Here is a 26980-nt window from a genome sequence, read left to right as displayed (position 1 = left end):
CTATCATGCAGAGCGTGACAGAGCTGTAACCGATACGAGGGAGCGATGTGGCCGCAGGAATTCCCTATCCCGGTGTGTCGCGCTTCCCACATCCGCTTCAGAGCAGTGCTCTGTGAGGAGCGCCTTACTTGCCGGTCCAGTTCGGCGGGCGCTTGGCCAGGAACGCCTCCATGCCCTCGCGGAAATCGGCGCTTGTGTAGCACATGAGGATGAGATCGTCGTCGGGCCGTTCCGATGCCTCCTCCTCGGCGGCGAGGCGGCGCAGACCTTCCTTCGTGGCGCGCAGGGTCAGCGGTGCATGGCCGGCAAGCTGCGTCGCGAGTTCCGTCGCCCTGGCGGCGAGAGCGGCGGCATCTTCCACGACTTCGCCGACGAGACCGGCCGAAAGCGCCTCCTCCGCGCCGAACAACCGAGCGGTGAAGATCATGTCCTTCACCCGTGCGGGACCGATGAGGCCGGACAGGCGCTGAAGGTTCGACATGGACAGGCAATTGCCGAGCGTCCGCGCAATGGGAAAGCCGAACCGGGCATCGCGTGTGGCGATGCGTAGGTCGCAGGAAGCCGCGATGGCGGCACCGCCGCCGGTACAAGCGCCAGCGACAGCGGCGATGACCGGCACGCGCAGACGCTCGAGCGTGCCGAGGACCTTGTCCATGAAGCGCTCGTATCCAAGGGCGTCCTCCGGGCTGGAGAAGTCCCGGAACTGGGCGATATCGGTGCCGGCGGCGAAGGCCTTCTCACCGGCGCCGGTAATGACGAGAACCTTGATCCGTTCGTCTGACTCGATCCGCCCGCACAGGTCGATGAGGCCCTGATACATCGCGAAGGTCAGGGCGTTTCGTGCCTGTGGCCGGTTGAGGACGATGCGGGCGATGCCGGCATCGTCGGTTTCGAACAGGATCTCGTCGGTGGCGCTCATGCGGGGTTCCCATGCCGGACCGGCCGTTCATCGGCCTCTTCGACACAGGTCTTGCCCATCCGTGCCGCTTTGGGCAACCGCAGGGAGACCGGACAGGCGGCCTTCGATGCCCTCGGCTCCGATCAGAACAGCGCCGGGACGAACATATCCTGCGGAACTGGCTGGCGGGCGTAATCCTCGTGGCGCATGCGCTCGGGCAGATGCACCGGCGGGTGCTCCACGTCACCATAGGGGATCTGCGTGAGGAGATGGCTGATGCAGTTGAGGCGGGCCTTCTTCTTGTCCACGGCCTCGACCACCCACCACGGCGCCTCGGGAATGTGCGTGCGGGCGAGCATCACTTCCTTCGCCTTGGTATAATCCTCCCAACGGCGACGGGATTCGACGTCCATCGGTGAGAGCTTCCACTGTTTCAGGGGATCGTGGATGCGCATGTTGAAGCGCAGTTCCTGCTCCTGATCGGTGATTGAGAACCAGTATTTCAGCACGATGATGCCGGACCGCACCAGCATGCGCTCGAATTCCGGCGCGGACTGGAAGAACTCTTCGTACTGGTCCGGGGTGCAGAACCCCATCACGCGCTCGACGCCGGCGCGATTGTACCAGGAGCGGTCGAACAGCACGATCTCGCCGCCCGCCGGCAGATGCGCGACGTAGCGCTGGAAATACCATTGCGTGCGCTCGCGCTCGCTGGGAGCCGGAAGCGCGGCAACGCGACAGACGCGCGGATTGAGACGCTGGGTGATGCGCTTGATGGCCCCGCCCTTACCAGCCGAATCCCGCCCTTCGAAGATCACGACCACGCGGAGCTTCTGGGCCTGGACCCAATCCTGCAGACGAACCAGCTCGTGTTGGAGCCGAAACAGCTCACGGAAATAGACTCGCCGGTCCATGCTGGGCGGACGCGGGCTTGCATCGATTTCGCTAACCAGTCGCTCAAGGCGCTCGTCTTCTAGTTCCATCTCCAATTCTTCATCGAAGTCGTCGGCCATCTCTCGACGAATAGCCTCGATATCGAAAGGACGAGTCCCGGCGCGCGTGCCGTCCATAACATTGCCTTCCTGATGAATGGGAATGATCCAGGCCCTTGGATCACAACTGCATGACAGTAAGGAGACCTCCTCGGCGACGGCAACGAGCTCCCTAGAGCCTGTATTGGCCTGCCTTCTCATGCGGGATTGTCGAGGGCATTTTTGGCCGGGAGGACGGCGACGCAAGCGAGCCGTCTGGTTGCGACATCCAGGGCGTTCGGCACGTTGGCGGTGCGGGCCGCCCCAATGGCGAAGCCCACCGAAGATTCATTCAACGTCTCGGCGCTGTTCCAGCACGACATCCTTCGACAAGCTCAAGATGAGGGCAGCTCTGATCCGGCGGCTTCTCGATGGCGGGGTGGCGCGTGCCCTGGATCAAGCACCAATCCTGGCAGCGCTCGACCATGAGGCACCGTCGAATTTGGCAGAGTGCAGGCTGGACCATCTCTTTTTGCCGTCATCAAGGGCAGCCAGCGCAACGCGATCCTGCACGTTCGCTGAAGCCAGGACATGCCCTTCGGCATCGATCAACGCCACGCGTTTGTGCCCGGCCAGCTTCTGGGTGCCATCCTAGCCGCGCAGCCCTGCACGCCAATGCAGGTGACGCTTTTCTCCGGGCTACGACGAAACTTCGCGGCTACACACAACCTCTCTGTTTCAAACATTCGTCCGGTTTCGGATTTCATCCGTTCTGCGCCGCCACTCCAGACGGTGAACTATCCCCGCGTGCCCCAGCGTACGCCCATCCGGCTCGGGGCCGCCGCATCGGGGCCGATCGGGGGACCGCTCGGCCGGGCGACCGGCGGGGAGGACGGCTCTGCGGCCTCCTCCTCTGAAGCGGTGAAGGCCTCCTTCGAGAACTGGCCCGCCTTGCGGAAGGTCCAGAGGTAGCCGGGCACGATGGCGGCCATCGCGGTGGGCAGGATGCCGAGCCCGTCCAGCGTGCGGCCTTCCGCCTTGGCGGCTTCCGAGACCACGTTGTCGGTCTGGAGCAGCGTGACCTGGTCGCGGGTGAGCTTGAGGCTGTCCGGCAGCAGGCCGAGGCTCAGCGTGTCCACGGTCTCGATCACGCGGGCCTGCAGCATGGCGATGGGCTTGGGCAGGTCGACGACGAGGCGGCGGCGGCGGGTGGTCTTCAGCATGTAGCGGACGAGGCCGTCGAGGGTCTCGACCTCCGGGCCGCCGAGTTCGTAGACGCGGCCGGCCTCGGCCTGCCCGTCCACCGCGCGGGCCACGGCCTCGGCCACATCGCCGACGAAGACCGGCTGGAAGCGCGTCTCGGCTCCGGCGAGGGGGAGGACCGGGAGCACGCGGGCGAGCGACGCGAAACGGTTGAAGAAGCTGTCTCCGGGGCCGAAGACCAGGGAGGGACGCAGGACCACAGCCCGGGGCTGGGCCGCCAGCACCTTCGCCTCGCCCAGCGCCTTCGAGCGCGCGTAGAGAGAGTCGGAATGCGGGTCCGCCCCGATGGCCGAGACGTGGACCAGGGGCGCGCCGATTGCGGCGGCGGCACGGGCGATCTCGCCCGCCCCTTCGGCCTGAAGCGTGAGGAATCCCTGCCTGCCGGTCTCCTGGAGGATGCCGACGAGGTTCACCACCGCGTCGGCTCCCTCCACCGCCCTGGCGATGGAATCCGGGTAGCGCAGGTTCGCCTGCACGGCGACGATCTGCCCGACCTTACCGAGAGGCTGCAGGAACAGGGCGAGGTCCGGCCGCCGGACCGCGACCCGGATACGGTAGCCGCGCTTGGCCAGCGCCCGCACCACATGGCGTCCGAGGAAGCCCGAACCGCCGAAGACGGTGACCAGCTGCGATGACGGACGCGGCAATGACGGTCCGGCGAAAGGAGAGGTCGAAGCGTCGAAGCCGGTCATCGCCTGGTTCCCACCTGTCATCCGAGATGCCCTGCCACGCCCTGTCCGGGCCGGGGCCGAGTCTCTGTCCGTCACCACTGAACGCGGGATTACCATCGCTCGCGCATCGATAGCTAGGGCCGTTGACGGCAGCGCGGGAGGCCCAGGCGGCGATGGAACATTCGGCGAGGGAAAACCCCCGATACCCCGTCGTTCACGGAGGGGCCGGCGGTCGGCACCCTGTGGCGAAGGTCGGCTCCGCGACGCGTCCGATGCACCCCGGGTGATCGTCTCACCGAGGGGGGGCGACGGGGAGGAAATAGAATGTTCTCGCTGAACGGCTGCGTATCGAAAGATTGTCCTTGTCTGCGGCAAGAAAATGTATTTCCATTCCTTTGACTATAGGGCCGGTTTGTAAGAGATTTCATTTATCAAAGATGAAGCACAAGCAGTGAATGATAATGTGCTTGCTGCAATAATGTATTCAACTGAGGCTTTCGCTCCAGATGAATGCCTGGTTTCTCACATTCGCGGATAGAACTATGACCCGCCCGAGCCATCGCCCTCCGGAGCCGATCCGTTTTGCCTATTGGGTGCCGAACGTGTCCGGTGGCCTTGTCATCAGCAAGATCGAACAACGCACGAGCTGGGAAGCGGATTACAATCGCCGCCTCGCACAGATCGCCGAGGAGGCGGGGTTCGACTACGCCCTGACGCAGATTCGCTTCACCGCCGGTTACGGCGCCGAGTACCAGCATGAATCGGTGGCGTTCAGCCACGCCTTGCTGGCCGTGACCACGAAGCTCAAGGTCATCGCCGCGCTCCTGCCCGGCCCCTGGAACCCTACCATCGCCGCCAAGCAGATCGCGACGATCAGCCAACTCACCAACGGGCGCATCGCCATCAACGTCGTGTCGGGCTGGTTCTCCGGTGAGTTCCGCGCCATCGGCGAGCCCTGGCTCGACCATGACGAGCGTTATCGCCGCTCGGAGGAGTTCATCCGCTCCTTGCGCGGAATCTGGACGCAGGACGACTTCACCTTCCGCGGCGATTTCTACCGCTACACCAACTACACCCTGAAGCCGAAGCCGGCCGACCCGCAGCCCGAGATCTTCCAGGGTGGCTCGTCCCGCGCGGCGCGCGACATGGCGGCCCGCGTCTCCGATTGGTATTTCACCAACGGCAACACGCCGGAGGGGATCCGCGCACAGGTAGACGACATCCAGGCCAAGGCCTCGGCCAACGGCCATTCGGTGAAGGTCGGCGTCAACGCCTTCGTCATCGCCCGCGACACCGAGGAAGAGGCCCGCGCCGTCCTCCAGGAGATCATCGACAACGCCGATCCCGATGCGGTGAAGGCCTTCGGTCACGAGGTGAAGAACGCCGGCAAGGCCTCCCCGGAAGGGGAGGGCAACTGGGCGAAATCGAGCTTCGAGGACCTCGTCCAGTACAATGACGGCTTCAAGACCAACTTGATCGGCACGCCCGACCAGATTGCCGAGCGTATCGTGGCCCTGAAGGATGCCGGCGTCGACCTCGCGCTCCTCGCCTTCCTGCACTTCCAGGAGGAGGTCGCCTATTTCGGCGCGCACATCATCCCGAAGGTGAGGGCGCTCGAAGCCGCGCGCGAGCGCCGGGCCGAGGCCGCCTGAGCGGCCTTTCCAGCGCCAGCCGACGACGAGGCGGCAGCCGACGGTGAGGGGGCTCGTCCGGAGGAGCCTCTTTCGGAATCGCCCCCTCACCCTCGCTTCGGCCTCGCCTCCGCTTGCCTCGCCCCCGACGAGGGGGGCTCGGCCCTCTCCCCGCTGGCGGGGAGAGGGGGATCCGGCTGAGGTCTTCAAACGCCCGTTCAAACCAGCCCATCGTCTGCCCGGTACCCTGGAGCCATCCATGAACATCGCCGTCAGCGCACAGTCGCTCGAAACCGCCCGGGGCGCGCCGCCGGTTCCCCGTCCGGCATCCCCCGCCCACGTAATCCGCGACGATGCCGAGGCGATCCGCGTCGCCCATTCCCTCGCCAGGGAGTTCCGCGAGGGCGCGTCCGAACGCGACCAGACCAACCGGCGGCCCTATGCCGAGCTCGACGCGTTCTCCCAGAGCGGGCTCTGGTCGATCAACGTTCCCAAGGCCTTCGGCGGGCCGGAGGTGTCCTACAAGACCTTGGCGCAGGTCGTCGCCATCATCTCGGCCGCCGACCCCTCGATTGGCCAGATCTCGCAGAACCACCTCGGCATCGTGGCGGCGATCCGTACGGTATCCGACCCGGAGCAGCAGGCGCTGCTGTTCGGCGAGGTCCTGAAGGGCACCCGCTTCGGCAACGCCTTCTCGGAGATCGGCACCCCGCGCGCCGCCGATTTCAAGACCCATTTCGTCGATGACGGCGACCACGTCATCGTGCGCGGCAAGAAGTTCTATTCGACGGGGGCGCTGCTCGCCCATCTCGTCCCCATCGTCGCCCTCGATGGCGAGGGGCGCGCCTGGTACGCCATCGCCGACAGGGGCGCCCCCGGCCTCACCGTTATCGACGACTGGTCGGCCTTCGGCCAGCGGACCACGGCGAGCGGCACCGTCCTCATCGACGACGTCCGTGTGCCCAAGAGCCATCTCGTCCCGGCCTGGAAGGGCTACGAGCAGCCGCGCTCCGACGGGGCGATCTTCCAGATCATCCAGGCGGCAGTGGATGCCGGCATCGCCCGCGAGGCCATCGACGACACCATCGCCTTCGTCCGCACCAAGACCCGCCCCTGGGTCGATAGCGGCCAGGACCGCGCCTCCGACGATCCCTATACGATCCAGGCGATCGGCGAGCTGACGATCCGGCTCCATGCGGCCGAAGCCATCCTCGACAAAGCCGGCCTCGCCCTCGACGAAGCAGTGGCCAACCCGAGCGCGGAGACGGTGGCTGCGGCCCAGCTCGCCGTCGCCGAATCGAAGGTGCTCACCACCGAGATCGCCGTGCAGGCGAGCAGCAAGCTATTCGAGCTCGCCGGCACCCGCTCGACCCTGGCCGAGAGCAACCTCGACCGGCACTGGCGCAACGCCCGCACCCACACCCTCCACGACCCGGTGCGCTGGAAATACGCGATCATCGGCAACCACGCCCTCAACGGCGTGAACCCGCCGTTCCACGCCTGGAGCTGACGGAAGGAGCCGGACGAAGGGTGCTCGTGCCTGAACCCAGCACTTCGTCGTGAAATGGTGACCCGTCCGCTTTCCAACGACGAACGAGGGAAGCGGACGTTCTCCCCGAAATGGCCGAGCTCTGTTTTGCGCAGGAAGCGAATGGCAGCAGCCACCCTACGGCCTCGCGCCCGAGGGAGCGCCCGCCGAGGTACAAAGGGCCAGCCACAGGGGTACTCTCATGGCTCATCAAGAAATGCCTCGAGAGCGCCGAATGGTCAGACCTCAGCGCCTCCACGCACAGGCGGCATACGGTGTACCGCGCGATGCAGAAACCGCCGGTTCGGAGTCTCTGACAAACATAGATCGGGGGTGATTCTCGCCGGCCGGGATAAGCGCCGCGACAAGCCGCACGCCGCCAACACATTCCTGAAGGCCATGCGTGGCATCGTCCCGACCCTCAACGCCAAGCTGCTGACGGGCGCGAATGACGACGTGCGCTTCCTTGGCTGGACGGAGGACGAACTAGCCCGGTTTGAAGCGAAGTGGCCGGTCGGCACCCGCCAGCGCCTCGCCTTCGACCCGTTGCTCTATACGGGCTTCAGGCGCGGCGATGCGGTGAAGATTGGTCGTCAGCACGTCCGGAACGGGGTGCTGTCGAGGACGGGAAACGTCGTCCCGCGGGCAATCCCCCCGATGCTGGCCGAGTCGATCGCAGCGACGCCGACCGGAGATCTCACCTGCATCATCAGCGAGCACGGCCGAGCCTTCACGAAAGAATCGTACGGGAACTGATTCAACAAGATCTGTCGTGATGCCGGCGGGCGGGGTCAACGCGCGGTCTACGGAACGCCGGCGCGCCCCGTGCTGCCAAAGCTGGAGTACAGTGGCCCAGCGCAATGCTCTCTATGAGTGGACGCCCGGAAGCCGGGAAAGCGCGGTCTACACACGCACCGCCGACAAAGTCCGGCTGGCCCGCTCGGCGCTCATTTATCCCTCACCTGCTACCCTGGTGCGGGAGCGATAGGGATAATCCAGCGAAACTACGAGCTTAAAAAAATAGATGGTGCCCAGGGACGGAGTCGAACCGCCGACACTGCGATTTTCAGTCGCATGCTCTACCAACTGAGCTACCTGGGCCCCCGCCGAAGCGCTTGGCGCCGTCGACTGGAGCGGGGGTATAGTGAGGTGGCGGGGCCCTGTCCAGCCTCCTTTGCGCGCTTCGTGCGATGGAATCGGCTCAGGACGAACGCGGCGGGTCCTCGTCCTCGGTTTCGTCCTCCTCGGTGGGGATCGCGTAGCGGTCGGTGAGCCAGCGGCCGAGGTCGATATCGGCGCAGCGGGCCGAGCAGAAGGGCTGGAATTCCGGCTGTGCGGGCTTGCGGCAGATCGGGCACGGCTCCGGCTTCGGCTTGATGGGAACGGCCCGGCTCATGCCATCGCCCCCCAGCCTTGCCGCACGGGAAAGCCCTCGCCTTCGAGAAGGCTGATCGTCTCGTAGAGCGGCAGGCCGATGACGGCGCTGTGCGAGCCGACGAGCTTGACCACGAAGGTGCCGGCGAGACCCTGGATGGCGTAGCCGCCCGCCTTGCCCCGCCACTCGTCCGAGGCGATGTAGCGCTCGATGTCGCGGCCGGAGAGACGCTTGAACCGCACCCGCGTCTCCACCACACGCTCGCGGCGGCTTCCCTTGGGCGAGAGCACGCAGACCGCCGTGTAGACACGATGCTGGCGCCCGGAGAGCAGGCGCAGGCAATCGGTGGCCTCGTCGGCCAGTTCCGCCTTCGGCAGGACGCGCCGTCCCACGGCCACCACCGTATCGGCCGCGACGATGTAGCTGTCGCGCATGTCGTCGCGGCGGCGGGCGGCGTCCCCCGCTACGTCGAGCTTGGCCCTGGCGAGGCGTCGTGCGAGCTCGCGCGGCGCTTCCGATTTGTGGGGGGTCTCGTCGACATCGGCGGGAAGCAGGGCGTCGGGCTCGATGCCCGCTTGCTGCAGCAGCGCCAGCCGGCGCGGTGAGGCGGAGGCGAGAACGAGGCGAGGGCCCCGGCGCGGCGTCTCGCCGGAGGCGTCATTCATCGTGGCGTGCGTGCCGCCCTGCGCGGAAGAGATATCCATTGGTGCTTTTTGACAATCCGCAGGCTGGGGGAGGAGGCGGGCCGACCCGGTCGCGAGAGGCCCGCTCGGAGTGCCGGATCGACATGCCGGACCGGCCGGTACGCTATCGGAAAGCCCGCTCCTTGGAAACGCAAACCGTCGCGCCGCGCCCTGGCCAGGCCGTGGACAAAGCGGGCCGCTCTGATATGGTCCGCTCCGCTGGGCGAGGGGAGGCTGTCGAGGCCCTCCCGCAACCGGCATGCGGGCGTAGTTCAGTGGTAGAACGTCAGCTTCCCAAGCTGAATGTCGTCGGTTCGATCCCGATCGCCCGCTCCAACTAACTCGTTGAAGCGTCAGATTTTCTGGGCCTCTTCCGCTGATCTCGCGTTCCCCATGTTCGCCGTCGCGTTCCCCAAGGCCTGTTCAGGCCCCGTTCTTCACGGCCCGATGCGCGACCCGAAGATTCGCTACCACGCGTGATTTTCTGACTGCGCCTCGCGAGTAGCGCTGCGTCGTCGATGTCCGTGCGTGCGCCGCAGCCGACCCGATGTGGTCGAGATCTGCGCCAGCATCCTCAGCTTCCGTGATCGCTCCTGCCCTGGCGTCCACGTTCCAGACATGGTCCGGCACTCCTGCGGCCTTCGCGACGATTCGCCATTCGCGCCCTTAGCGGACTCGGCGAAGGGCCGGCCGGCTGTCTCGTCTAAGATCAACGGACCGACGCGGCGATCAGCCGGCACCTTGTCCGGTAAGGTCACTACGAGGGGGCAGAGCTTCAGATCGTGAGCGGCGAAGACGCCCGCCTTCGCCGTCGCCTTCCTCACCACGAGGTCGGTCGCGATATTAGACCAAGTCAGGCCGTTCACCCACCGGCGCCCGCTCAGGACGATATGCGGTGGATCTCAGGCTGCGGCGTCGACGGCCTGGTCGGTGTTCGCGTCGAGGGCCGGGGTGAACACGAGCCGGTCCACCGTTCGTAAGCTTCCCGACGGGCCATCAGGGCGTCGATGTTCTCCGGGGTGCCCGGGGCGGGGTCGCCGCACGCGTCGCCGATGCCGGACCAGTCGCCGATGACGGCGCGGGCGTACCGGGGCAGGCTGAGGGACGAGCGCTTTATGCGCCCTGTCCCATGACGAGCGACACCGGCTGTCCGCGACAGGTCTCGACAGCAGTGAACCCGCGGGAGCGCAGTTCAACCTCCATGTCGTGACAATCCCACAGATGCCCGCCACTCCGGGCCAGCCGCAGGGCCGCCAGTGCGGCTCCGATGGGCTCCGCCGGCGGGGCATAGAGCCCCACGACCAGATATCCCTTCGGTCGGAGAGCAGCCGTCAGTCGATCGAGCGCTGTCCGGGCCGCGTCCTGCGAAAGGAAGGGCGCCGGGAGCCATGTCAGCGAGTAGCGCGCTACTTCATCGAAACGGGTCACATCCTGCAGGCGAAGTTCGATGCGGCTGCCAAAAGGGCTCGCCGCCACGTTCTGGCGGGCCAAATCGAGGGCGGGCTTCCAGATGTCCAAACCAACGACATGCAGCGAAGGCCATTGCGCAGCCGCCTCCAGGGCGATGCCGGCGACACCGGTGCCGACGTCCAGGAAATGCCCGCCAAGCGCGGCCGCGAGCGCTGGACGCTCCGCCGCCAAGGCTGCCAAGCGCCCTACGACGCCGCGCGAGGCTTGGCCTTGCGCCTGCAGCATCGCGGGATCGCTGACCTGCCGGAGCGGAGGCCTGTCCGGATGCTCGAACAGATCCCGTGCTTCCTCCAGCGCGTGGGTGGCGGATGTCAGTAGAGCGGACATCCGCTCCTGATCGAGCTCATCCAGGCCTCCCGGCACCAAGGCGGCGACCGCATCGAGCAGACGGCGCTCTACCTCCGGATGAACCTGTGCCGCTCCTTGCCGCACGCGTAAGACCGCACCGATCACGGCGAGCCCCCTTGCCTCATCTCCCATTTGCCGCAGCTTGCGTTCGACAGCATGGACGTTCATCGGGGACCACCAGTGCGACGATCACGATATCTGGTCGTGACCTGTGAATGAGAAGGATCTCGCATGATTGCGACCGATCCGATGTGCCTGGATCAAGATCGATTCATGCGCGCGGAGATGGCCGGCCGGTGATCATTCGAAATTTCGCAGACGACAAGCGCGCTTGAGCCGGGAGTACTGACAAAAATTCTGATGATGCCGATATGATGCTATGCATCTGCTTGACGATACATGAAATCATCTGTTCTAGGCTCACGGCATCACGCAGGATGGCGCCAAGACCTGGGACAATCGTGTCGATGACCGAGCATCCAGGAACCGCCATCCTGCCGATATCCTCACCGCGGACGCCGTCCTTCGGCGCGGCGCATGGCTGCGCTATGATGACAGGCCGTGAGCCTGGTGGATCATCTGCGCTGCCCGTTCTCCGATGATGGCGCAGGGCGCTTGAGTATTCCCCGTGGTCACACGCGGCATGACCGAGGCATCCGCGATACGCAGGGATTCGATCCCGTAAACCTTCAGCGACGCATCGACGACCGACATCGCGTCACGGCCCATCTTGGCCGTGCAGCTCTGGTGCCAGTAGGTGACCGCGGCATCACGGACGAACTCTTCGCGCGCGTCCCCCTGGAGGTCGCCGGGCATGGCCTCGTTGCGGACAAAGGGCCGGAACGCGTGAGCATTTCCCAATTGGCGGCAGAGATCGACGCATCTGAGGGCCGTTGCCATATCCGCGGGCTCGGACATCATGTTGGCCTCAATCGCCATCGGCACCGAGGGGTCGGCGCTCGTCAGACGCAGCCGGCCGCGGCTCGCCGGATGCGCGAGACCGGCGAACATCGTCCAGCCATGCGCCGGCACTCCGCGCGCCGCGGTCCGCTCGCTCGGGACGGGGAATTCGACCTGGCAGAACAACACGTCCGGCGCATCGAGTTCCGGACGACTCTTCCAGTACAGGGTGGCCTCGCTACCGCTGTTACGCGGGGCGATCGGCTCCTCGTAATTCCAGATGCATCCGAAGGACACGTGGTCTTGAAGGTTTTGCCCGACGCCCGGCAGATGCTGCAGCACCGGTATTCCCATACGGGTCAGTTCCGCCTGATCTCCGATGCCCGAATGCATCAGGACCTTGGGCGTCTGGATCGCGCCCAGTGACAGCACGACCTCGGACCGGGCGTGGATCGTGAGGACCTGCCCGGCGCGAACCACCTCGACACCAACGGCGCGCCGATTCTCGATCAGCACTCGCCGAACGGTCGTGTCGGTCAAGACCGTCAGGTTGAGGCGGTCGAGCCAGGGGCGGATATAGGCCCGGTAAAGCGACTGGCGCCGGCCGTCGCGGACCAGCATGTCCGAGATAGAGGCGCCGCCCGGCCCCTCCATCATCAGGCCGTTCGGGTGCTCGAAGGTCGGGATACCGATCTCGCGGGCGGCATCGAGCATCGCGTATGCAATGGGACTGGGATCAGAGGCGGGCTGGACCCAGACCGGACCCGATTGGCCGCGATAGGCGGGATCGGGCGTCCCCTGCCAATTCTCGATCCGACGGTAGATCTCGAGGACGTTGTCGTAACCCCAACCAGGATCGCCTGCCTCTTCGGCGAAGAAATCCCAGTCGCTGCGATGCCCGCGCGCCCACACCATGACGTTGATGCTGGAGCCACCCCCGAGACCTTTGCCCATCGACATCGACAGGGCACGACCGTTCAGATGCGGGTTCGGTTGCGCCTGGAAACCCCAATCCCGCTCGCTGCCCAGATTGGCGGGCCATTGAGCGGGGTCGAGCACGGCCTCCGCGTCATCGCTGCCGCCGGCTTCGATCAACAGCACCTGCGCTTCGGAGTTCTCCGCGAGCCGCCGTGCGACGACGGAGCCCGACGCGCCAGCGCCGCACACGATGAAATCGTAGTGCGGCTTCAACTCGGCGATGAGGCGCCCTTGGTTCTCCCGCGCACGACGAGACAAATCCCGGTCTTCATCAAAGGTTTGGCTCACCATTTCATGCCTCCTTCTTCCATAAACTGTGGTCACTGGGGACAAAGACAGTCTCCCCCGGTCTTTGGTGGCTTCCGCTGCGAAATGCTGGAGTTGCCGAGATCCGGCTTCGGGAGACGGTGCACCCGTCTGCGGCTCGTGGCTAAACCGCTACAGGGAAGCGTCGCTATATCAAATATATCAGATTTAGCAAATATGCCAATTTTGCGCGGGGACAGCTTCCCTGCTAGGGCTCGTTTTTTGCTGCCGACGGCGCCGTTCGCGTCGGCGGGATCAGCAGGTGGACACAGTGAAGGCGATGGAGAAGGACATCCTCACCACGGCCCAGACGGCCAAGCTGCTCGGCGTTTCAGTCCGCACAGCTCAGCTGCTCATCGAGGGGGGCTCGGTTCCGTCTTGGAAGACGCCGGGTGGGCATCGCCGTGTGTATCGGACGGATATCGAAGCGCTCATCGAGGGTGGTGGATGTGGCACGCCCTCGGCCTCCGCCACTGTGATCGTCATCACACCGGGAGACCGAATTCGTTTCTACGAGGAAGTGTTCGCCGCCGTCCCCGAATGCGAGGCTGAGATCTTCGAAGATCTGCATGCTGCGCTGTTCGCGCTCGGCTCGGCCCGTCCCCATGCCATCGCGGTCGATCTTGCGGACGGGGATGTCGAACGGTCCTGCCTCCTGCACAGCCTCGTGGCCAACCCATCCTTAGGTCACAGCCGCATTTTGGCCGTGGGTGCCTCCGTGCCGCCGGAAAGGTCCGATGGGCTCGGTCGTGTGATCGCGATCGATACCCCCGAACAGGCGGTGGCGGCCATCCGCCGATCGCTGGCCGATACGGGGCAGACGGCACTGCCGTCCGGGGCCTTGCCCTTCCCGGTCGCCCTCAACGAGGGCCAGAGGCTTGTGGCGTTGGAACGATCCGGGCTCCTGGGCACGGCGCCCGAGGAGACCTTCGATCGCCTGACATGGCTTGCCAGCCAGACTCTGAAAGCACCGATCTCGCTGCTGACCCTGCTCACGCCGACGCAGCAATGGTTCAAGTCACGCCTTGGGCTCGATCTTCCGGAGACGCCGCGGAGTTGGGCGTTCTGCAACTATACGATTCTGCAAAAAGGGGTCTTCTCGGTGGAGGATCTCGCACAGGACCCTCGGTTCAACAATAATCCGGCCGTTGCGGGCGATCCTGGGTTCCGCTTCTACGCAGGCGTTCCCGTCCTCGACAACGAAGGCTTCCCCGTCGGCTCGCTCTGCGTGATCGACTACAAGCAGCGCGTGCTCGATGAGCGTGAGGCGCAGGCTCTGTCGGCGCTTGCCGCTTTGGCCTCCTCCGAGGTCCGCCTGCGGGCGACCGAACGGCAATTGCGCGAGGCCCTCCGAAGGGAGGGACGGCATGACTCGGCCCGAGGCCGCGATCCTGCTGCGCAGCATGCGGTGAAACCTCACGCTCGATCTCGGGCTTGAGGGCGCAAGGCGGGGCATAGGTTAGGTTGCCCGCCTTTCTTCAAATCTCCCCTTTGGTGCAGCGTCCCGCGTCTTCGTCGAGCGACCCGTTAGGCCGTCTGCGGCTCAATCCGGCCGGGTGATCGAAGCAATTCCGCCGTTGCTGAGCATGACGATTCCGCGGCGCGATCTTATTCCTGCGTGTCTGGCGCAGCGGCCCATTTCAGAAGCGCGTCCAGCATCGGGCACAACGATTGCCCCCACTCCGTGAAGCTATACTCGACTTTCGGCGGAACCTGATGGTGGACGAGGCGTGTCACGATTCCGTCTGCTTCCAACCCTCGTAACTGCTGAACCAGCATCTTTTGTGAAATCGCCGGGATCGCGCGCTCGAGATCGGAGAACCGGAGACGCTGACCCCCGAAGAGTTGGAACAAAATGATGAGCTTCCACCGGCCCTCCAGCATTCGGATGATGGATCCGACAGCGAGTGCCGCTGATTCTGGCGTATAAGGCTCATGCTTACTTTCAGGTTAGGGCCTTACCTTTTCGTCTGTTCTTGTCATGATCCACCATTAGTGTGAACAAGTACTCCTCGTACGTAGCGCACCCGATACGTCGTGAAGGAGCCTCGTCGATGACGAATACACCGCAAGCCATCGTGGCTTATTGTACAATGACCCGCATAACCCGTCAGGCTGCGCACCTCATGCCCGACTCGGCCTTCTGCGAGGGAGGACGGGCGTATCCCGAGCTCGCTTTAGCGGCGATGGGGCGTGCGAAGCCTCGGGCTGAGGGGATATTCGCCCCCATGTCGGACTCGACGACAGCCACGCCACCGATCTCTGACCACGTTCTTTCGGGAACGGAGGGGCCCAGCCGACCGGGAGCGAGCCGCTAATGGCTTCGTGGATCGATCTCGCTGGTCAGCGGGCGCTGGTGACCGGCGGTACCAAAGGCATTGGCGAGGCTGTCGTCTCCGCCCTGGTGGAAGCCGGGGCGCGCGTGATGACGAGCGCTCGCGCAAGACCGGCCAACCTGCCGGACGGTGTGGAATTCGTCGCGGCGGACCTGCTGTCATCCGCCGGATGCTCCGACTTGGCCCGGGCAGCGATTGCGGCGTTCGGGGGGGTCGACATCATCGTCAACGTACTCGGCGGCTCGAGCGCCCCGGGCGGCGGCTTTTCGGCGCTCGACGACGAGACCTGGGACAGGGAGATACAACAGAACCTGATGGCGGCGGTCCGCTTCGACCGAGCCCTTGTCCCTGCCATGGTCGAGCGTGGGCACGGAATCGTCGTGCATGTCACGTCGATCCAGCGCCAGCTCCCCCTGCCGGAATCCACCACCGCCTACGCCGCTGCGAAAGGCGCGCTCTCCACCTACAGCAAGGCCTTGTCCAGGGAGGTCACGCCCAAGGGCGTCAGGGTCGTTCGCGTCTCTCCGGGATGGGTCGAGACCGAAGCATCGATCCAGCTGGCGGAACGCCTCGCGGCCGAAGCGGGGACGGATTATGAAGGGGGCAAGCAGATCATCATGAACAGCATTGGCGGCATCCCACTCGGACGCCCCGCAAAGCCCCAGGAAGTCGCGAGTCTGATCCTGTTCCTCGTATCACCCCATGCGTCCTCGATCAGCGGGACCGAGTACGTCATCGATGGAGGCACGATACCGACCGTGTGAGGAAGGCGCGACGCCCCGGCCGAAGGAGACGCGCAAGTCTTGCCGAAGGACCGGTCTTGCCAGATCTCCCGGCTCCAAGAGTGCTTACGAAACTCCCGGCCACGGTCGGCCCTCGCTCGGAGCACGACGGCGCAAAGGCAGTTCTGTGAGAGATACTGAGACGCCGTTGTGCATTGGGCCGTCATGCGAGCCTAACCTCGCGCGACGACTTGGCTGCGCCGCTCTGTGACCTTCATCACGGACGATCCGGTCCATGAAGAGCCATAGGGCGAGGCGTCGCGCCGACACGAGGCTGCAGGACGGATCGGACGATGACGGTGAAACAGAGCAGTGCCTTCGGCGGGAGTACCCGTTCCGGTGCGAAGAAGACCCTGGGGGCGACGCTGCGCGCGGAGCGCCGTCCTCGCAGATCCGGTCCGAGGTTCGAACGTCGACGTATCGCTTGTCTGCGAAGTCTGGTCCCGAACGTGCGCCCGGCCTCGCGACTTCAGGGGACGCGGCCGTGAGCACGCCACACAGGCTCACCCGCATCCTGGCGGCCAATCCTTTCTTCGCCGAACTGGGCCAGGAAGCCATCCAAAGCATCGCCGGCCTGTGCAGGACGGTGAGCGTCGCGCGAAACGAGATACTTTTCCAGAAGGGCGATCCGGGCGATGCTCTCTACGCGATCCGTCGCGGGCAGATCCGCATCGCCGCTTGCAGCGAGGAGGGGCGGTCCGTGACGCTGAATCTCCTCGGGGCCGGCGATGTCTTCGGCGAGATTGCCCTTCTGGACGGCCATGCCCGCACCGCAGAGGCCGTCGCACTCGAGGCGACGGATCTCTTCGTCATCGAGCGGCGGGACTTCCTCGGCCTTCTCACGCATGACGCAACGCTGGCGGTACGGATCATCGAATTCCTGTGCCAAAGACTGCGCTGGATGAGCGAGCGGATGGAGGAAGCCACGCTGCTTCCCCTCGACGCTCGATTGGCACGCCGACTGATCATGTTGTCCGAGGATTACGGTGCCGAGATTCAGGTGACGCAGCAAGAGCTTGCTGCTTATGTTGGCGCGGCGCGGGAAAGCGTGAACCGCGTTCTTCAGGATTGGCGCCGGTCCGGCATCATCGATCTTGGACGTTCACGCGTGAATGTGAAGTTCGCACAGCGTCTGGCGGCCCTCGGCGGTCCGTCCCGGATCTGAAGCGGCAGAAGGGATCCAACCCATGAAAAACCCGGCACGAGTCGCGGCGGCACTCGCGGCCAGCATCGTCCCCGGTATCGCCCTTGCCCAAACGCGCTGCACGGAAACGACACGCTTCGATCCGCCCCTGCGGGTCCTGCATTGCACGGATGGTCTTTCACTGGAAACCGAGCGGTCGGCCACGCTGCGGCCGATCGATCGGAACGGCGACGGGCAACTGGAAGGCGCCGAGATCGGCGGCCGCGCCGTTCTGGTGACCCTGCCGCCCCGTTCGCGTCCCCGGAAGGGCGGCTTCCAGATCCTCACGCCCCACGCGATTGCCTCCGTGCGCGGCACGGTCTACGCCGTCGATGTGACCGACGCCAAAACGGCGGTGTTCGTGGCTCGCGGCCATGTCGTCGTCGCACGTCGTAACGCGCCGGGCGTTTCCGTCACGCTGGCCCCGGGTGAGGGCGTCGATGTCGACGGGGACCAGGGGCCCCTGGACGTGCGGCGGTGGCCGCAGGAACGCGTCAGAGGTTTGCTGGAACGCTTCGGGCAGTGAAAGCAGCGGGCCTGATGCAGGGGCGTGAGCCGATCTCGAACCGCGGTCGCGTGACTCGGCGCTTCGTCCTCCTTGCGTTGGTGACCGCTTTTGGCTGGAGCGGCTGGCTCGCCCATCTGCACATCGCCGGACGGGCAACGCCTCTCGACCACCTCGAGGCGGCCATGACGGACCTGCGCATGCGGCTGGCCGGTCGGCGCGCGCCCCCCGAAGAGATCGCGATCGTCGCCATCGACGACGACATCGTCCGCCGGGACGGAGGCTTCCCCGTCTCGCGCGCGACGATGGCGCGGCTGATCGAGACGATCGCCGCCGCCCGCCCGCGCGCGCTCGCCGTGGATGTTCTGTTCCTGGAAGACGGGCGCCAGCCGGAGGCGGATCGTGCCCTCGCCGCTGCCCTTGCCAAGGTGCCCGCCGTGTTGGCGGCGGCGGCCGTTTTCAACGAGGTGACGAACGAGGACGGTATCCCGGTCGCCACCGCCGTGCACCGGCCGATACCGGGGATCGGCGCGACCGCGCTGTCGGGGATCGTCAATGTGTCCGAAGACGCTGCGGGCGTGCCGCGGCACCTTCCCCTGGTTGCGATGACGGATGAGGGCGTGGCCACGGCTTTCGTCCTGCGCGCGGCGGCCCTGGCAGCGCGGACGGATCCGGTCCTGGGCGAGGGACAGGTCCGGATCGGCTCTAACGTCATCCCGCTCGATCTCGGCTATCATCTTCCTCTTCGTCCCTATGGGCCGCGGCGCACGATCCGGACCCTCAGCGCCGCCGCGCTCCTGGATGGTACGGCAGCGGTGGCATCTCTGAGCGACCGCATCGTCGTGATCGGCGCGACGGCACTCGGAGGCAGCGACACCTTTGCCACGGCGTTCGATCCGGTGATGCCCGGCGTCGAACTGCTGGCGACCGGCATCGCCCACCTGACCACGGGGGACGTCCTGGCGCGCGATGCCCGCGTGCGGCGGCTCGACGCCCTGGCGGCCGTGACTCTCGCGGGCGCCGCCGTGCTTCTGATCGCGCTGGCGCCGCCTGGCCCGGCGACCACTCTCGTGCTGATCTTGCTGGCTGCGTGGTTTGCCGTGGGCACCGTCGCCTTCAGCCATGGCATCTGGTTGAGCGCCGCCCTGCCGGTCGCAGCGGCCGGACTGCCGATGCTTCTGTGTGCGGTGGCGCGGCAGATACTGGATCGCCACCGAGGCGTGCGGCTGGCGCAATCGGAGCAGGCCCTGCGTCAGCTTCAACCCGCGGCCCTCGCGGATCGCCTCGCCTGGGACCCGACTTATCTGGCTGAGCCCCTGGCGCGCGAGATCCCGGTGCTCTTCATCGATCTCACCGGATTCACCCGCCAGAGCGAGCGCCTTGGCCCGGTGCGCACACGCACGATCCTCAAGACGTTCCACGATCTCGTGGACGAGACGGCTTCTTCACACGGAGGTCTCGTCGTCAACTTCATGGGCGACGGCGCGATGGTCGTGTTCGGCGCATTGGACCCCGATCCGGCGCGAGCGGAAAACGCCGTGCGGGCAACCGAAGACCTCATCCGCCGCACCCGGGATTGGATCGCACGCGACCTTGAGCTGGCAGGCGCAGGACGCGCGCTCGATGTGCGCATCGGCGCGCATTACGGGCCGGTCATTCTCTCGCGCCTCGGAAGCGACACCAATCAGCACATCACGGCGACAGGCGATACGGTCAACGTCGCGAGCCGCCTGCTCGCAGTGGCCTCCGAGAGAACGTCGCGCCTCGCCGCGAGCGCCGATCTGCTGAAAGCCGCCGGCATCGATACACCGGATGACATTTTCGACGAGCAACAGATTGCGGCCATCCGTGGACGCGCTCAGCCGATAGAGGTTTGGCTGCGGCACGATCCACCTCCGCCGTGATATTCTTCGAGTCGAGGCGAACACTCAGGTATTCGTGACCCAGATCACAGAGATCAATCATCATCGAGGGCAGAGTGCTTCCACCCCAACAGGGAGAAGCACGATGAAGACAAATTCGACGAAGATGATGATTGCAGCCGGTCTCGCGCTCGCGACTTTGGCTGCCGGTAGTCTCAGTGCGGATGCCCGCGGGTTCAGACACGGCGGCTTTCACGGCGGCTTCGGCCATCATGGAGGCTTCGGTCACCGCGGGTTCGGGCACGGGCGGTTCGGGTACGGGCGGTTCGGGCATGATCGACGTTTCTACCACCGCGGGTTCCGCCAGCGCTTCGGCGGGCTCCCCTGGGTCGCTCCCGCAAGCGGCTACTTTCTCATCTCCGATTTCGGCGATTGCCGCACCGTCTACACGCCCTTGTTCGACGGTTACGAGCGCGTCTGCGGCTGATCGGGCGCCAAGCTCTTCAGGTTTGGAACCGTAGAACGGCCGCCGCCGTACGCACGGCGGCGGCCCGGACACTCTCTTCGCCGCATCACGCCTTGCGGGGACGACGGGGCGCGTATCGGCACGCTGGCCTCGGCCGTTGCGGAGATCTCGCGAGCCTCGTGAAAGACAACGCCATCGCGTTGAAAACAAATTGGGTCATGGTCCGGCACCGTTTCGGCGGGGACATCTCTACTTAGACAGGGGAACCGCAATGGCACAGACATGGGATCGAAAGACATTCAGCGGCTTCATTGCGCGCGCGATACTGACGCTCACCTTCACAGCTGCGGCCGGCATGAAGTTTGCCGCACTGCCCTTCGAGGTCGCGGGCTTCGAGCGCTTCGGCTACCCGCTCCGGTTCATGTACGTGATCGGGGCGCTGCAACTGCTCGGCGCGGTATTGCTCTGGGTTCGCGGCTTCACCGCAGTCGGAGCGACACTGCTCGCGATCCTGATGGCCGGCGCCGTCGGCAGCCACTGGTTTGCGGGTGATCCTGCCGCGACGATGCTTCCTCCGCTCGTGCTGCTGATTGCGCTTGCCGGGCTCGCCTATGCCCGTCATGCGGAGTTTGCCGCCATGCCCTTGATGAACGCGTCGCGACCCGAACGCCGCCACTGGTCCTGATCTTGACTTGATCTGGTCTTTTCCGAGCGCGCTTCGCATCATCCGTTCTTGATGCACTTGCGCGAGAAGCAGGATCGCAAGCCTTCCCGTTGGCCGAGCCTTCCCGTTGGCATTGAGCAAAGGCGAAAAGGATAGCGAAGTCGTATGGCAAGAGACGAAGAGGATCGAGTTCTCATCGCCGGTGGCGGCATCGCGGGCCTCGCCATGCGGCGGGCGCTGCGGCGGCGCGGGCTGCCTTCGCTCACCCTGGAGCGGCGTGGAGAGCCGGCGGATGCGGGCCTCGCCATCAACCTGCCGGGCAATGCGGTCCAGGCTCTCGGCCAACTCGGCCTGGGCGACGCCCTGCGCAGGGTCGGCGCACCCATTCAGCGGCGCGAATACCGTACCGAGAGCGGGCGCCTCCTCTTCGCCGTCGACGAGACGGCGTTCTGGGGCGAGGCGGCACGGCCTCATTGTCTCCGTCGCGCCGACCTGCTGCGCCTTCTGACGCTCGACCTCGAGCCAGGCGACATCCGAAGCGGATGCGAGGTCGCCGCCGTCAGGCAGGGGCCGCACGGTGTCACCGCCGAATGCCTGGACGGAAGTGTCGAAACCGGAGGGCTGGTCGTCGGCGCGGACGGGGTGCATTCGCGGGTCCGACGCAGCGTGTTCGGCGATCGTGCGCCCGACGCGGCGATGCTGGCCCCGGCGAGCTGGCGCTTCATGGCACCGAATCCAGGCCTTGACGCCTGGACACTCTGGGCGGGATCGGGCGGATTGTTCCTGCTCATCCCCGTCGGCCGGGGCGAGGTCTATGGCTGGGTCTCCGTCGTCAAGGCTGCCGGACAGGGGCGGGACTTGGCCGCCTCGCGCGCTGCCTTCGCGTCGTTCCCGCGTCTCGTCCGCGACACCCTCGATGTGGTTCTGGCCGAGCCGGGCGGGCTCTATCACTCCCCCCTCGAAGAGGTTCGGGTTTCGAGCTGGAACCGGGACCGGGTGGTGCTGGTCGGAGATGCCGCGCACGCGACCGCGCCGGTCTGGGCCCAGGGCGCCGCCCTTGCCCTGGAAGACGCGCTCGTGCTGAGCGCTCTGCTGGCGGAGAGAACGGACTGGGGCACGGTGGGTGCACACTACGAAGCGTTGCGCCGGCCTCGCGTGGCCCATGTCCAGGCCATGACCGATCGCCTGTCCCGCACCGCGCGGATGCCGGGCTGGGCCAGAAACCTCCTGCTTCCCGTGATCGGCCCGCGCAGCTACCGTGCCACGTACTCCCCGCTTCGCACCCCAGTGTCAGCCTGAGGCTGGCTCCGGCGATCCCATCCTTCCCCTGATGAGGGGTCGTACCCCCGACCGCGGGAACCAGGAGAACGTTCCCAGACGCTGGTCCTCGGGACAGACGAATATGCCGGCTCGCTAACGACCGTGATCGGTGCGAACCAGGCAATGCCGATCCTATGCGGGGATGAGCCACGCTAGACGGCGCATGGCTCGGCTCGCACGAGAAGGACCGTTCATGGAAAAACGATGGCCCGAAGGCTGGAGTGAGTGTCCGGATGGATCGGTTGCGGAAGGAAACCTGTAGCCGCAGTTTCCGACCGACCCGACGATGGTGTTTCGCAATCCGACTGCTTTGCGGACTTCGCCGAACCATCGGGTCGAGAAGCGGTCGCAGTTGAACGAAGCCCGCTTGCTCGAAAATTTTCGGTGAGCATGGATTAAAGAGCGCCCTGCCGCGTAGCTTCACCCTGCGAGATCGGATTGCAAAACAAGTTGATTGTTAACGCATGGCCACTTTTAGAGGTTTCGGTTCAGGGCATAGCCTCTTGACAACGATCAATAGGGGCGATCCTATGATTTTAGGTCTATCTTTTCTGTGTGAGCGAAAGCGTTAGCTGCCCAGGCCGCGCGGAGGTCGTCCTCGAGGATACGCTTCGTCGGAACACATCTGATCTGAACATCGCTGTGACGACCGCCCGAAGAACGAAGGCGGCGCGCGTAGGGGAGAAACGATGAGTGACGCATCCGACGGCGTGCGGCGGACAAGGTCCATCGTGCGTGCGCCGCAGAGCTTCGTGGCCGGCATCGCGCTGGTTCTGCTCGGGATGTTTGGCATCTGGGCCGCAAGCGATCTGCCACGGGGCACCCTCGGGTCCATGGGGCCGGGCATGCTGCCGCACTGGGTCGCGATCGGTGTCGCCATCTGCGGCGGCGTGCTGGCCTTGACGGGGCTCGTCCGTGAAGGCGCTGGCCTCCAGACCTTCGGCTTGCGCGGCCCAGTCACCGTCGTGCTGGCGATCCTCGCCTTCGCGGTCACGATCCGTCCCTTCTCCCTCGGCCCCGTCGCCGGTCCCGGCCTCGGCCTGATCATCGCGGGACCGCTCGCGGTGATCATCGGGGGCTACGCCACACCCGAAGCGCGATTTCGCGAACTTCTGATCCTGGCCCTGCTTCTCACCGCCGGTTGCATGATGCTGTTCGGGGACCTGCTCAACCTGCCCATCCCCATCTTTCCCACCGTCCTCATCGAGGCGGCGAGCGGCACGATCCCATCGCGCGTGATGCTGAGGCTCGGGGCCGGCGCCCTCGCCCTGGCGGGACTCGGCCTGCTCGCCATGCAGCGCCGCTCCACCCACCGAGGTCGGATCGACGTCGCGCCGCACACGATGTCGACCTGATCGGGAGCGCGGCACGTGACGGATCTCCTCGCCAATCTCGGCCTCGGCTTTGCCGTCGCGCTGAGCCTGCAGAACGTGACGCTGTGCTTCTTGGGCTGTCTCGTCGGCACCCTGATCGGCGTGCTGCCCGGCGTCGGCCCGATCGCCACCATCGCGATGCTCCTGCCGATCACCTTTGGGCTCGATCCCGTCGGCGCCCTGATCATGCTCGCGGGGATCTATTACGGGGCGCAATACGGCGGCTCCACCACCGCGATCCTGGTCAACATCCCCGGTGAGGCGACGTCGGTCGTCACCACCCTCGACGGGCACCAGATGGCCCGTCAGGGGCGGGCCGGAGTAGCCCTCGGCATCGCCGCCATCGGCTCGTTCTTTGCCGGCACCGTCGCCACGCTGCTGATCGCGGCGCTCGGCGCACCGCTGACGCGCCTCGCGCTGATCTTCGGGCCTGCGGAGTACTTCGCCCTGATGGTGATGGGGCTCGCCTTCGCCGTCGTCCTCGCGCACGGCTCCGTGCTCAAGGCCGTGGCCATGATCCTGGTCGGAATCCTGCTCGCCGCCGCGGGCACCGACCTCGAGACCGGCCAGGAGCGCATGACCTTCGGCCTCGTCTTCCTCACTGACGGCGTCGATTTCTCGGTCCTGGCGATGGGCCTGTTCGGGGTCGCCGAGATCCTGCGCAACCTCGACCAGACCGAGACCCGTGAGATCGCCCGGGCGCGGATCGGCCGCCTGCTGCCCAGTCTCGCGGACCTTCGGCAGGCCGCACCCTCGGCTCTGCGTGGGACGGCGATCGGGTCGATCCTGGGCATCCTGCCTGGCAATGGCGCCGTCCTCGGCCCCTTCGCCTCCTACACGATCGAGAAGCGGCTCGCTCGCGATCCGAGCCGTTTCGGGCGCGGCGCCATCGAAGGGGTCGCTGGTCCGGAGAGCGCCAACAATGCCGGAGCTCAGACGGCCTTCATCCCGCTCCTTACCCTCGGCATTCCGCCGAACGCCGTGATGGCGCTGATGGTCGGCGCGATGACGATCCACGGCATCGTTCCGGGCCCCGGCGTGATGACCAAGAACCCCAACCTGTTCTGGGGCATGATCGCGTCGATGTGGATCGGCAACCTCATGCTCCTCGTTATCAACCTGCCTCTCGTCGGCATCTGGGTGCGCCTGTTGAAGGTGCCCTACCGGTTGATGTTCCCCGCGATCCTGATGTTCTGCTCGATCGGCATCTACTCGATCAACTCGCTGCCCACCGATGTGATGCTGATCGCGGCCTTCGGAGTGTTCGGATACGGGCTGATCAAGTTCGGCTTCGAGCCCGCGCCGCTGCTACTCGGCTTCGTCCTGGGCAAGCTGATGGAGGAATACCTGCGCCGAGCCCTCACCCTGTCGCGCGGCGACGCCCTGGTGTTCCTCGAGCGCCCGGTCAGCGCGGTGCTGTTCCTCGTCGCCTTCACCATCCTGGCGGCGGCGCTGCTGCCGTCGCTGCGGCGAAGCCGCGACGAGGTGTTCACAGAGGCCTGACGGCGCGGACGCCCCGGCGTCCTTCGACGGCGGACACGATAACCAGAAACGAAAAGGATGAGGAACATGAGAAGGGCTCTCGCCATCGGCCTCCTGTCGGCGCTCGCCGCCGTCAGCGCTGCAGCCGATACCTATCCCCAGCGTCCGATCACCATGGTGGTGCCTTTCGCGGCCGGTGGACCGACCGACGTGGTGGCGCGGATCGTCGCCGAACCCATGTCCCGCGCGCTCGGCCAGCAGGTCGTCATCGAGAACGTCACCGGGGCCGGCGGCACCACGGGCATCACCCGTGCATCACAGGCCTCGCCCGACGGCTACACCATCATGATGGGCCACATGGGCACGCACGGCGCGGCACCGGCCCTGTTCAAGGGCCTGAAATACGATCCGGCCAAGAGCTTCGATCCCATCGGCCTCGCCGCCGGCACGCCGATCGTCATCGTCGCCAAGAAGGGCTTCCCGGCGCAGGACCTCAAAGCCTTCATCGAGGCGATCAAGGCGGGCGGCCCCTCGATAAACCAGGCCCATGCGGGCGTCGGCTCGGTTTCGCATTCAACGGGCGTGCTCTTCAACTCGCTCACCGGCGCCAAACCCACGCTCGTCGTCTATCGCGGCACGGGGCCTGCGCTGAACGACCTGATGGCGAACCAGGTCGACTTCATGACGGATCAGATCGTCAACGTCGCCCCGCAGATCGCCGGCGGCACGATCAAGGCCTATGCCATCGCGACGCCCGAGCGCTCCCCGAGCCTGCCCGACGTGCCGACGACGAAGGAGGCCGGCCTGCCCGGCTACGAGGTCAGCGCCTGGAACGCCGTGTTCGCGCCGAAAGGCCTGCCGGCGGATGTCCGGGCCAAGCTCGTGGCGGCTCTCGCGACGGCACTCAAGGACCCGGGCACGACGAAGCGCATCCTCGATCTCGGCGGCACGGTGCCGAAGGATGCCGAGGCCGGCCCGGACGCTCTGCAGGCGCTTGTCGAACGCGAGGTGGCGCGGTGGACCCCCGTGCTCCGCTCCGCCGTCGAAGCCAATCCCTGAACCCGCGATCAGAGCCGGTATCCCCTTGGGGGGATTGCCGGCTCTGGCGACAATCCGAGGTGCCCGCCCGCGCACGTGCAGGCGGGACAATGGGCACCTGCCGAGTGCTCGATCGCTTCGCTGAGCCGGAGCAGCAGAGGCGTTTTCGACGTGGAATCCTACCTCACCTCCTCCTTCCTGTTGTCGCTCCTGCAGATCGTCTGGATCGACATCATCCTGTCGGGCGACAATGCGGTGGTCATTGCCATGGCCTGCCGCGGCCTGCCCGAGCGGCAGCGTCGGATCGGCGTGTTCGCGGGCGCTTTCGCGGCGGCTCTGCTGCGGATCGTCTTCGCCGTCATCATCTCGCAGTTGCTGGCGGTGCCCCTGCTGAAGGTGGCCGGTGGCCTCATCCTGCTGCATATCGCGGTCAAGCTCGTGCGCGGCGAGGAGGAAGATGAGAGCGCCATCAAGGAGCATTCCAGCCTGCCCAAGGCGATCTGGACCATCGTGGTGGCCGACGCCGTGATGAGCTTCGACAACGTCGTCGCGGTGGCAGGCGCCGCCAAGGGACACGACGAACTCTTCATTATCGGCCTGGCCCTCTCGGTACCGCTGCTTGTGGTCGGCGCCAGCCTGATCACCCGGCTGATCGACCGGTTCCCGATCCTGATTTGGTTCGGCGGCGGGCTGTTGGGTTGGGTGGCCGGCGAGATGATCGCGACGGATCGGCTCGTTCAAGAGCACATGGTCGCGCTCATGCCCCCAACCCTGCAGGGCTTGGTCCCGCACGCGACAGGTGTGCTCGGCGCTACCCTCGTCATTGCCATCGGCCTCCGTCTCAAGCGCAGATCCGACAGGGCCGTCGCGCAGCAACAGGCAGCGGCCGTGGGCAGGGCAGAGGCGGACATGCTCGGGACTTGAAAGAAGCACGAGAAAGAAAGAGC

The 26980-nt window shown here is 65.9% G+C and carries 24 protein-coding genes and 2 tRNA genes; 16 read left to right on the top strand and 10 right to left on the bottom strand.

The window, feature by feature from the left end; translation table 11 throughout:
* Window positions 1–124: 124 nt before the first annotated feature.
* From ACYQOP_RS04455 to ACYQOP_RS04440, 4 genes are all read right to left on the bottom strand, one after another.
* Window positions 125–919, bottom strand: a complete 795-nt coding sequence (locus tag ACYQOP_RS04455) for an enoyl-CoA hydratase/isomerase family protein (protein WP_207410975.1) — start codon at window positions 917–919, stop codon at window positions 125–127.
* A 122-nt stretch (window positions 920–1041) separates the two neighbouring features.
* Window positions 1042–1968: a polyphosphate kinase 2 gene (ppk2, locus tag ACYQOP_RS04450; protein ID WP_056428132.1), complete on the bottom strand. Its 927-nt coding sequence runs from the start codon at window positions 1966–1968 to the stop codon at window positions 1042–1044.
* Window positions 1969–2087: 119 nt separating this feature from the next.
* Window positions 2088–2225, bottom strand: a complete 138-nt coding sequence (locus ACYQOP_RS04445; protein ID WP_420604614.1) for a hypothetical protein — start codon at window positions 2223–2225, stop codon at window positions 2088–2090.
* Between the two features lie 441 nt (window positions 2226–2666).
* The gene (locus tag ACYQOP_RS04440; protein ID WP_056428129.1) at window positions 2667–3824 is read right to left on the bottom strand and encodes a complex I NDUFA9 subunit family protein; all 1158 of its coding nucleotides are present in this window, start codon (window positions 3822–3824) and stop codon (window positions 2667–2669) included.
* A gap of 521 nt (window positions 3825–4345) precedes the next feature.
* Between ACYQOP_RS04440 and sfnG the strand changes: the two genes are divergently transcribed.
* From sfnG to ACYQOP_RS04425, 3 genes are all read left to right on the top strand, one after another.
* Window positions 4346–5455 carry a dimethylsulfone monooxygenase SfnG gene (gene sfnG, locus ACYQOP_RS04435; protein ID WP_056428126.1) on the top strand — a complete coding sequence of 370 codons (1110 nt, stop codon included), beginning with the start codon at window positions 4346–4348 and terminating at the stop codon, window positions 5453–5455.
* 238 nt (window positions 5456–5693) lie between these two features.
* A complete protein-coding gene (locus tag ACYQOP_RS04430) occupies window positions 5694–6944 on the top strand; it encodes an SfnB family sulfur acquisition oxidoreductase (protein WP_461221334.1) in 1251 nt (416 codons plus the stop codon).
* A gap of 351 nt (window positions 6945–7295) precedes the next feature.
* A complete protein-coding gene (locus ACYQOP_RS04425; protein ID WP_461221332.1) occupies window positions 7296–7718 on the top strand; it encodes a hypothetical protein in 423 nt (140 codons plus the stop codon).
* Between the two features lie 269 nt (window positions 7719–7987).
* On the opposite strand, the gene ACYQOP_RS04420 is transcribed toward ACYQOP_RS04425, so the two are convergent.
* The 3 genes from ACYQOP_RS04420 to ACYQOP_RS04410 form a co-directional block, all read right to left on the bottom strand.
* Window positions 7988–8063 (bottom strand) — tRNA-Phe (locus ACYQOP_RS04420).
* 100 nt (window positions 8064–8163) lie between these two features.
* Complete coding sequence (locus ACYQOP_RS04415; protein WP_311275930.1) at window positions 8164–8358, bottom strand: DNA gyrase inhibitor YacG; 195 nt, start codon at window positions 8356–8358, stop codon at window positions 8164–8166.
* On the bottom strand, window positions 8355–9041 hold the full coding sequence (locus ACYQOP_RS04410) for a Maf-like protein (protein WP_162239900.1): 687 nt from the start codon (window positions 9039–9041) through the stop codon (window positions 8355–8357). The genes ACYQOP_RS04415 and ACYQOP_RS04410 overlap by 4 nt, the downstream gene beginning before the upstream one ends.
* A gap of 240 nt (window positions 9042–9281) precedes the next feature.
* On the opposite strand from ACYQOP_RS04410, the gene ACYQOP_RS04405 reads away from it, so the two are divergent.
* Window positions 9282–9356: transfer RNA gene (locus ACYQOP_RS04405), tRNA-Gly, on the top strand.
* Between the two features lie 777 nt (window positions 9357–10133).
* On the opposite strand, the gene ACYQOP_RS04400 is transcribed toward ACYQOP_RS04405, so the two are convergent.
* Complete coding sequence (locus tag ACYQOP_RS04400) at window positions 10134–11006, bottom strand: SAM-dependent methyltransferase (protein ID WP_461221331.1); 873 nt, start codon at window positions 11004–11006, stop codon at window positions 10134–10136.
* 378 nt (window positions 11007–11384) lie between these two features.
* Complete coding sequence (locus tag ACYQOP_RS04395; protein WP_461221330.1) at window positions 11385–13007, bottom strand: GMC family oxidoreductase; 1623 nt, start codon at window positions 13005–13007, stop codon at window positions 11385–11387.
* A gap of 277 nt (window positions 13008–13284) precedes the next feature.
* Here ACYQOP_RS04395 and ACYQOP_RS04390 point away from each other — a divergent pair, with 277 nt between their 5' ends.
* The gene (locus ACYQOP_RS04390; protein ID WP_461221328.1) at window positions 13285–14460 is read left to right on the top strand and encodes a GAF domain-containing protein; all 1176 of its coding nucleotides are present in this window, start codon (window positions 13285–13287) and stop codon (window positions 14458–14460) included.
* Window positions 14461–14630: 170 nt separating this feature from the next.
* Here ACYQOP_RS04390 and ACYQOP_RS04385 read toward each other — a convergent pair whose 3' ends face one another.
* Entirely contained in the window at window positions 14631–14906 is a 276-nt protein-coding gene (locus ACYQOP_RS04385; RefSeq protein ID WP_461221326.1) for a winged helix-turn-helix transcriptional regulator, read from the bottom strand.
* A gap of 433 nt (window positions 14907–15339) precedes the next feature.
* Here ACYQOP_RS04385 and ACYQOP_RS04380 point away from each other — a divergent pair, with 433 nt between their 5' ends.
* The 11 genes from ACYQOP_RS04380 to ACYQOP_RS04330 all read left to right on the top strand — a co-directional run bounded on the left by ACYQOP_RS04380 (window position 15340) and on the right by ACYQOP_RS04330 (window position 26957).
* The gene (locus ACYQOP_RS04380) at window positions 15340–16122 is read left to right on the top strand and encodes an SDR family oxidoreductase (protein WP_461221325.1); all 783 of its coding nucleotides are present in this window, start codon (window positions 15340–15342) and stop codon (window positions 16120–16122) included.
* 502 nt (window positions 16123–16624) lie between these two features.
* Complete coding sequence (locus ACYQOP_RS04375) at window positions 16625–17305, top strand: Crp/Fnr family transcriptional regulator (RefSeq protein WP_461221324.1); 681 nt, start codon at window positions 16625–16627, stop codon at window positions 17303–17305.
* A 22-nt stretch (window positions 17306–17327) separates the two neighbouring features.
* Window positions 17328–17849 (top strand): FecR domain-containing protein, encoded by a 522-nt coding sequence (locus ACYQOP_RS04370; RefSeq protein ID WP_056428099.1) that lies wholly within the window; start codon window positions 17328–17330, stop codon window positions 17847–17849.
* A complete protein-coding gene (locus ACYQOP_RS04365) occupies window positions 17846–19732 on the top strand; it encodes a CHASE2 domain-containing protein (protein WP_461221322.1) in 1887 nt (628 codons plus the stop codon). The genes ACYQOP_RS04370 and ACYQOP_RS04365 overlap by 4 nt, the downstream gene beginning before the upstream one ends.
* Window positions 19733–19835: 103 nt before the next feature.
* Window positions 19836–20177, top strand: a complete 342-nt coding sequence (locus ACYQOP_RS04360) for a hypothetical protein (RefSeq protein ID WP_461221321.1) — start codon at window positions 19836–19838, stop codon at window positions 20175–20177.
* Between the two features lie 250 nt (window positions 20178–20427).
* Window positions 20428–20841 (top strand): DoxX family protein, encoded by a 414-nt coding sequence (locus ACYQOP_RS04355; RefSeq protein WP_461221320.1) that lies wholly within the window; start codon window positions 20428–20430, stop codon window positions 20839–20841.
* A gap of 144 nt (window positions 20842–20985) precedes the next feature.
* On the top strand, window positions 20986–22119 hold the full coding sequence (locus ACYQOP_RS04350) for an FAD-dependent monooxygenase (protein WP_461221318.1): 1134 nt from the start codon (window positions 20986–20988) through the stop codon (window positions 22117–22119).
* A 710-nt stretch (window positions 22120–22829) separates the two neighbouring features.
* On the top strand, window positions 22830–23495 hold the full coding sequence (locus ACYQOP_RS04345; RefSeq protein ID WP_461221317.1) for a tripartite tricarboxylate transporter TctB family protein: 666 nt from the start codon (window positions 22830–22832) through the stop codon (window positions 23493–23495).
* Window positions 23496–23510: 15 nt separating this feature from the next.
* Window positions 23511–25016 (top strand): tripartite tricarboxylate transporter permease, encoded by a 1506-nt coding sequence (locus tag ACYQOP_RS04340; protein WP_461221316.1) that lies wholly within the window; start codon window positions 23511–23513, stop codon window positions 25014–25016.
* A gap of 66 nt (window positions 25017–25082) precedes the next feature.
* Window positions 25083–26054, top strand: a complete 972-nt coding sequence (locus ACYQOP_RS04335; RefSeq protein ID WP_461221315.1) for a tripartite tricarboxylate transporter substrate-binding protein — start codon at window positions 25083–25085, stop codon at window positions 26052–26054.
* Window positions 26055–26204: 150 nt separating this feature from the next.
* A complete protein-coding gene (locus ACYQOP_RS04330) occupies window positions 26205–26957 on the top strand; it encodes a TerC family protein (RefSeq protein WP_461221314.1) in 753 nt (250 codons plus the stop codon).
* The last annotated feature ends 23 nt before the right edge of the window (window positions 26958–26980 follow it).

The organism is Methylobacterium sp. CM6247, assembly GCF_054817925.1.
The sequence above is the reverse complement of the archived record's forward strand: the minus strand, read 5'-3'. Positions and strand labels throughout refer to the sequence as shown.

Excerpts from the sequence above, each read along its gene's own strand:
- ACYQOP_RS04455 (WP_207410975.1), bottom strand. The coding sequence starts at position 919 with ATGAGCGCCACCGACGAGATCCTGTTCGAAACCGACGATGCCGGCATC.
- ppk2 (WP_056428132.1), bottom strand. The coding sequence starts at position 1,968 with ATGGACGGCACGCGCGCCGGGACTCGTCCTTTCGATATCGAGGCTATT.
- ACYQOP_RS04440 (WP_056428129.1), bottom strand. The coding sequence starts at position 3,824 with ATGACCGGCTTCGACGCTTCGACCTCTCCTTTCGCCGGACCGTCATTG.
- sfnG (WP_056428126.1), top strand. The coding sequence starts at position 4,346 with ATGACCCGCCCGAGCCATCGCCCTCCGGAGCCGATCCGTTTTGCCTAT.
- ACYQOP_RS04430 (WP_461221334.1), top strand. The coding sequence starts at position 5,694 with ATGAACATCGCCGTCAGCGCACAGTCGCTCGAAACCGCCCGGGGCGCG.
- ACYQOP_RS04415 (WP_311275930.1), bottom strand. The coding sequence starts at position 8,358 with ATGAGCCGGGCCGTTCCCATCAAGCCGAAGCCGGAGCCGTGCCCGATC.
- ACYQOP_RS04410 (WP_162239900.1), bottom strand. The coding sequence starts at position 9,041 with ATGGATATCTCTTCCGCGCAGGGCGGCACGCACGCCACGATGAATGAC.
- ACYQOP_RS04400 (WP_461221331.1), bottom strand. The coding sequence starts at position 11,006 with ATGAACGTCCATGCTGTCGAACGCAAGCTGCGGCAAATGGGAGATGAG.
- ACYQOP_RS04395 (WP_461221330.1), bottom strand. The coding sequence starts at position 13,007 with ATGGTGAGCCAAACCTTTGATGAAGACCGGGATTTGTCTCGTCGTGCG.
- ACYQOP_RS04385 (WP_461221326.1), bottom strand. The coding sequence starts at position 14,906 with ATGCTGGAGGGCCGGTGGAAGCTCATCATTTTGTTCCAACTCTTCGGG.
- ACYQOP_RS04380 (WP_461221325.1), top strand. The coding sequence starts at position 15,340 with ATGGCTTCGTGGATCGATCTCGCTGGTCAGCGGGCGCTGGTGACCGGC.
- ACYQOP_RS04370 (WP_056428099.1), top strand. The coding sequence starts at position 17,328 with ATGAAAAACCCGGCACGAGTCGCGGCGGCACTCGCGGCCAGCATCGTC.
- ACYQOP_RS04360 (WP_461221321.1), top strand. The coding sequence starts at position 19,836 with ATGAAGACAAATTCGACGAAGATGATGATTGCAGCCGGTCTCGCGCTC.
- ACYQOP_RS04355 (WP_461221320.1), top strand. The coding sequence starts at position 20,428 with ATGGCACAGACATGGGATCGAAAGACATTCAGCGGCTTCATTGCGCGC.
- ACYQOP_RS04350 (WP_461221318.1), top strand. The coding sequence starts at position 20,986 with ATGGCAAGAGACGAAGAGGATCGAGTTCTCATCGCCGGTGGCGGCATC.
- ACYQOP_RS04345 (WP_461221317.1), top strand. The coding sequence starts at position 22,830 with ATGAGTGACGCATCCGACGGCGTGCGGCGGACAAGGTCCATCGTGCGT.
- ACYQOP_RS04335 (WP_461221315.1), top strand. The coding sequence starts at position 25,083 with ATGAGAAGGGCTCTCGCCATCGGCCTCCTGTCGGCGCTCGCCGCCGTC.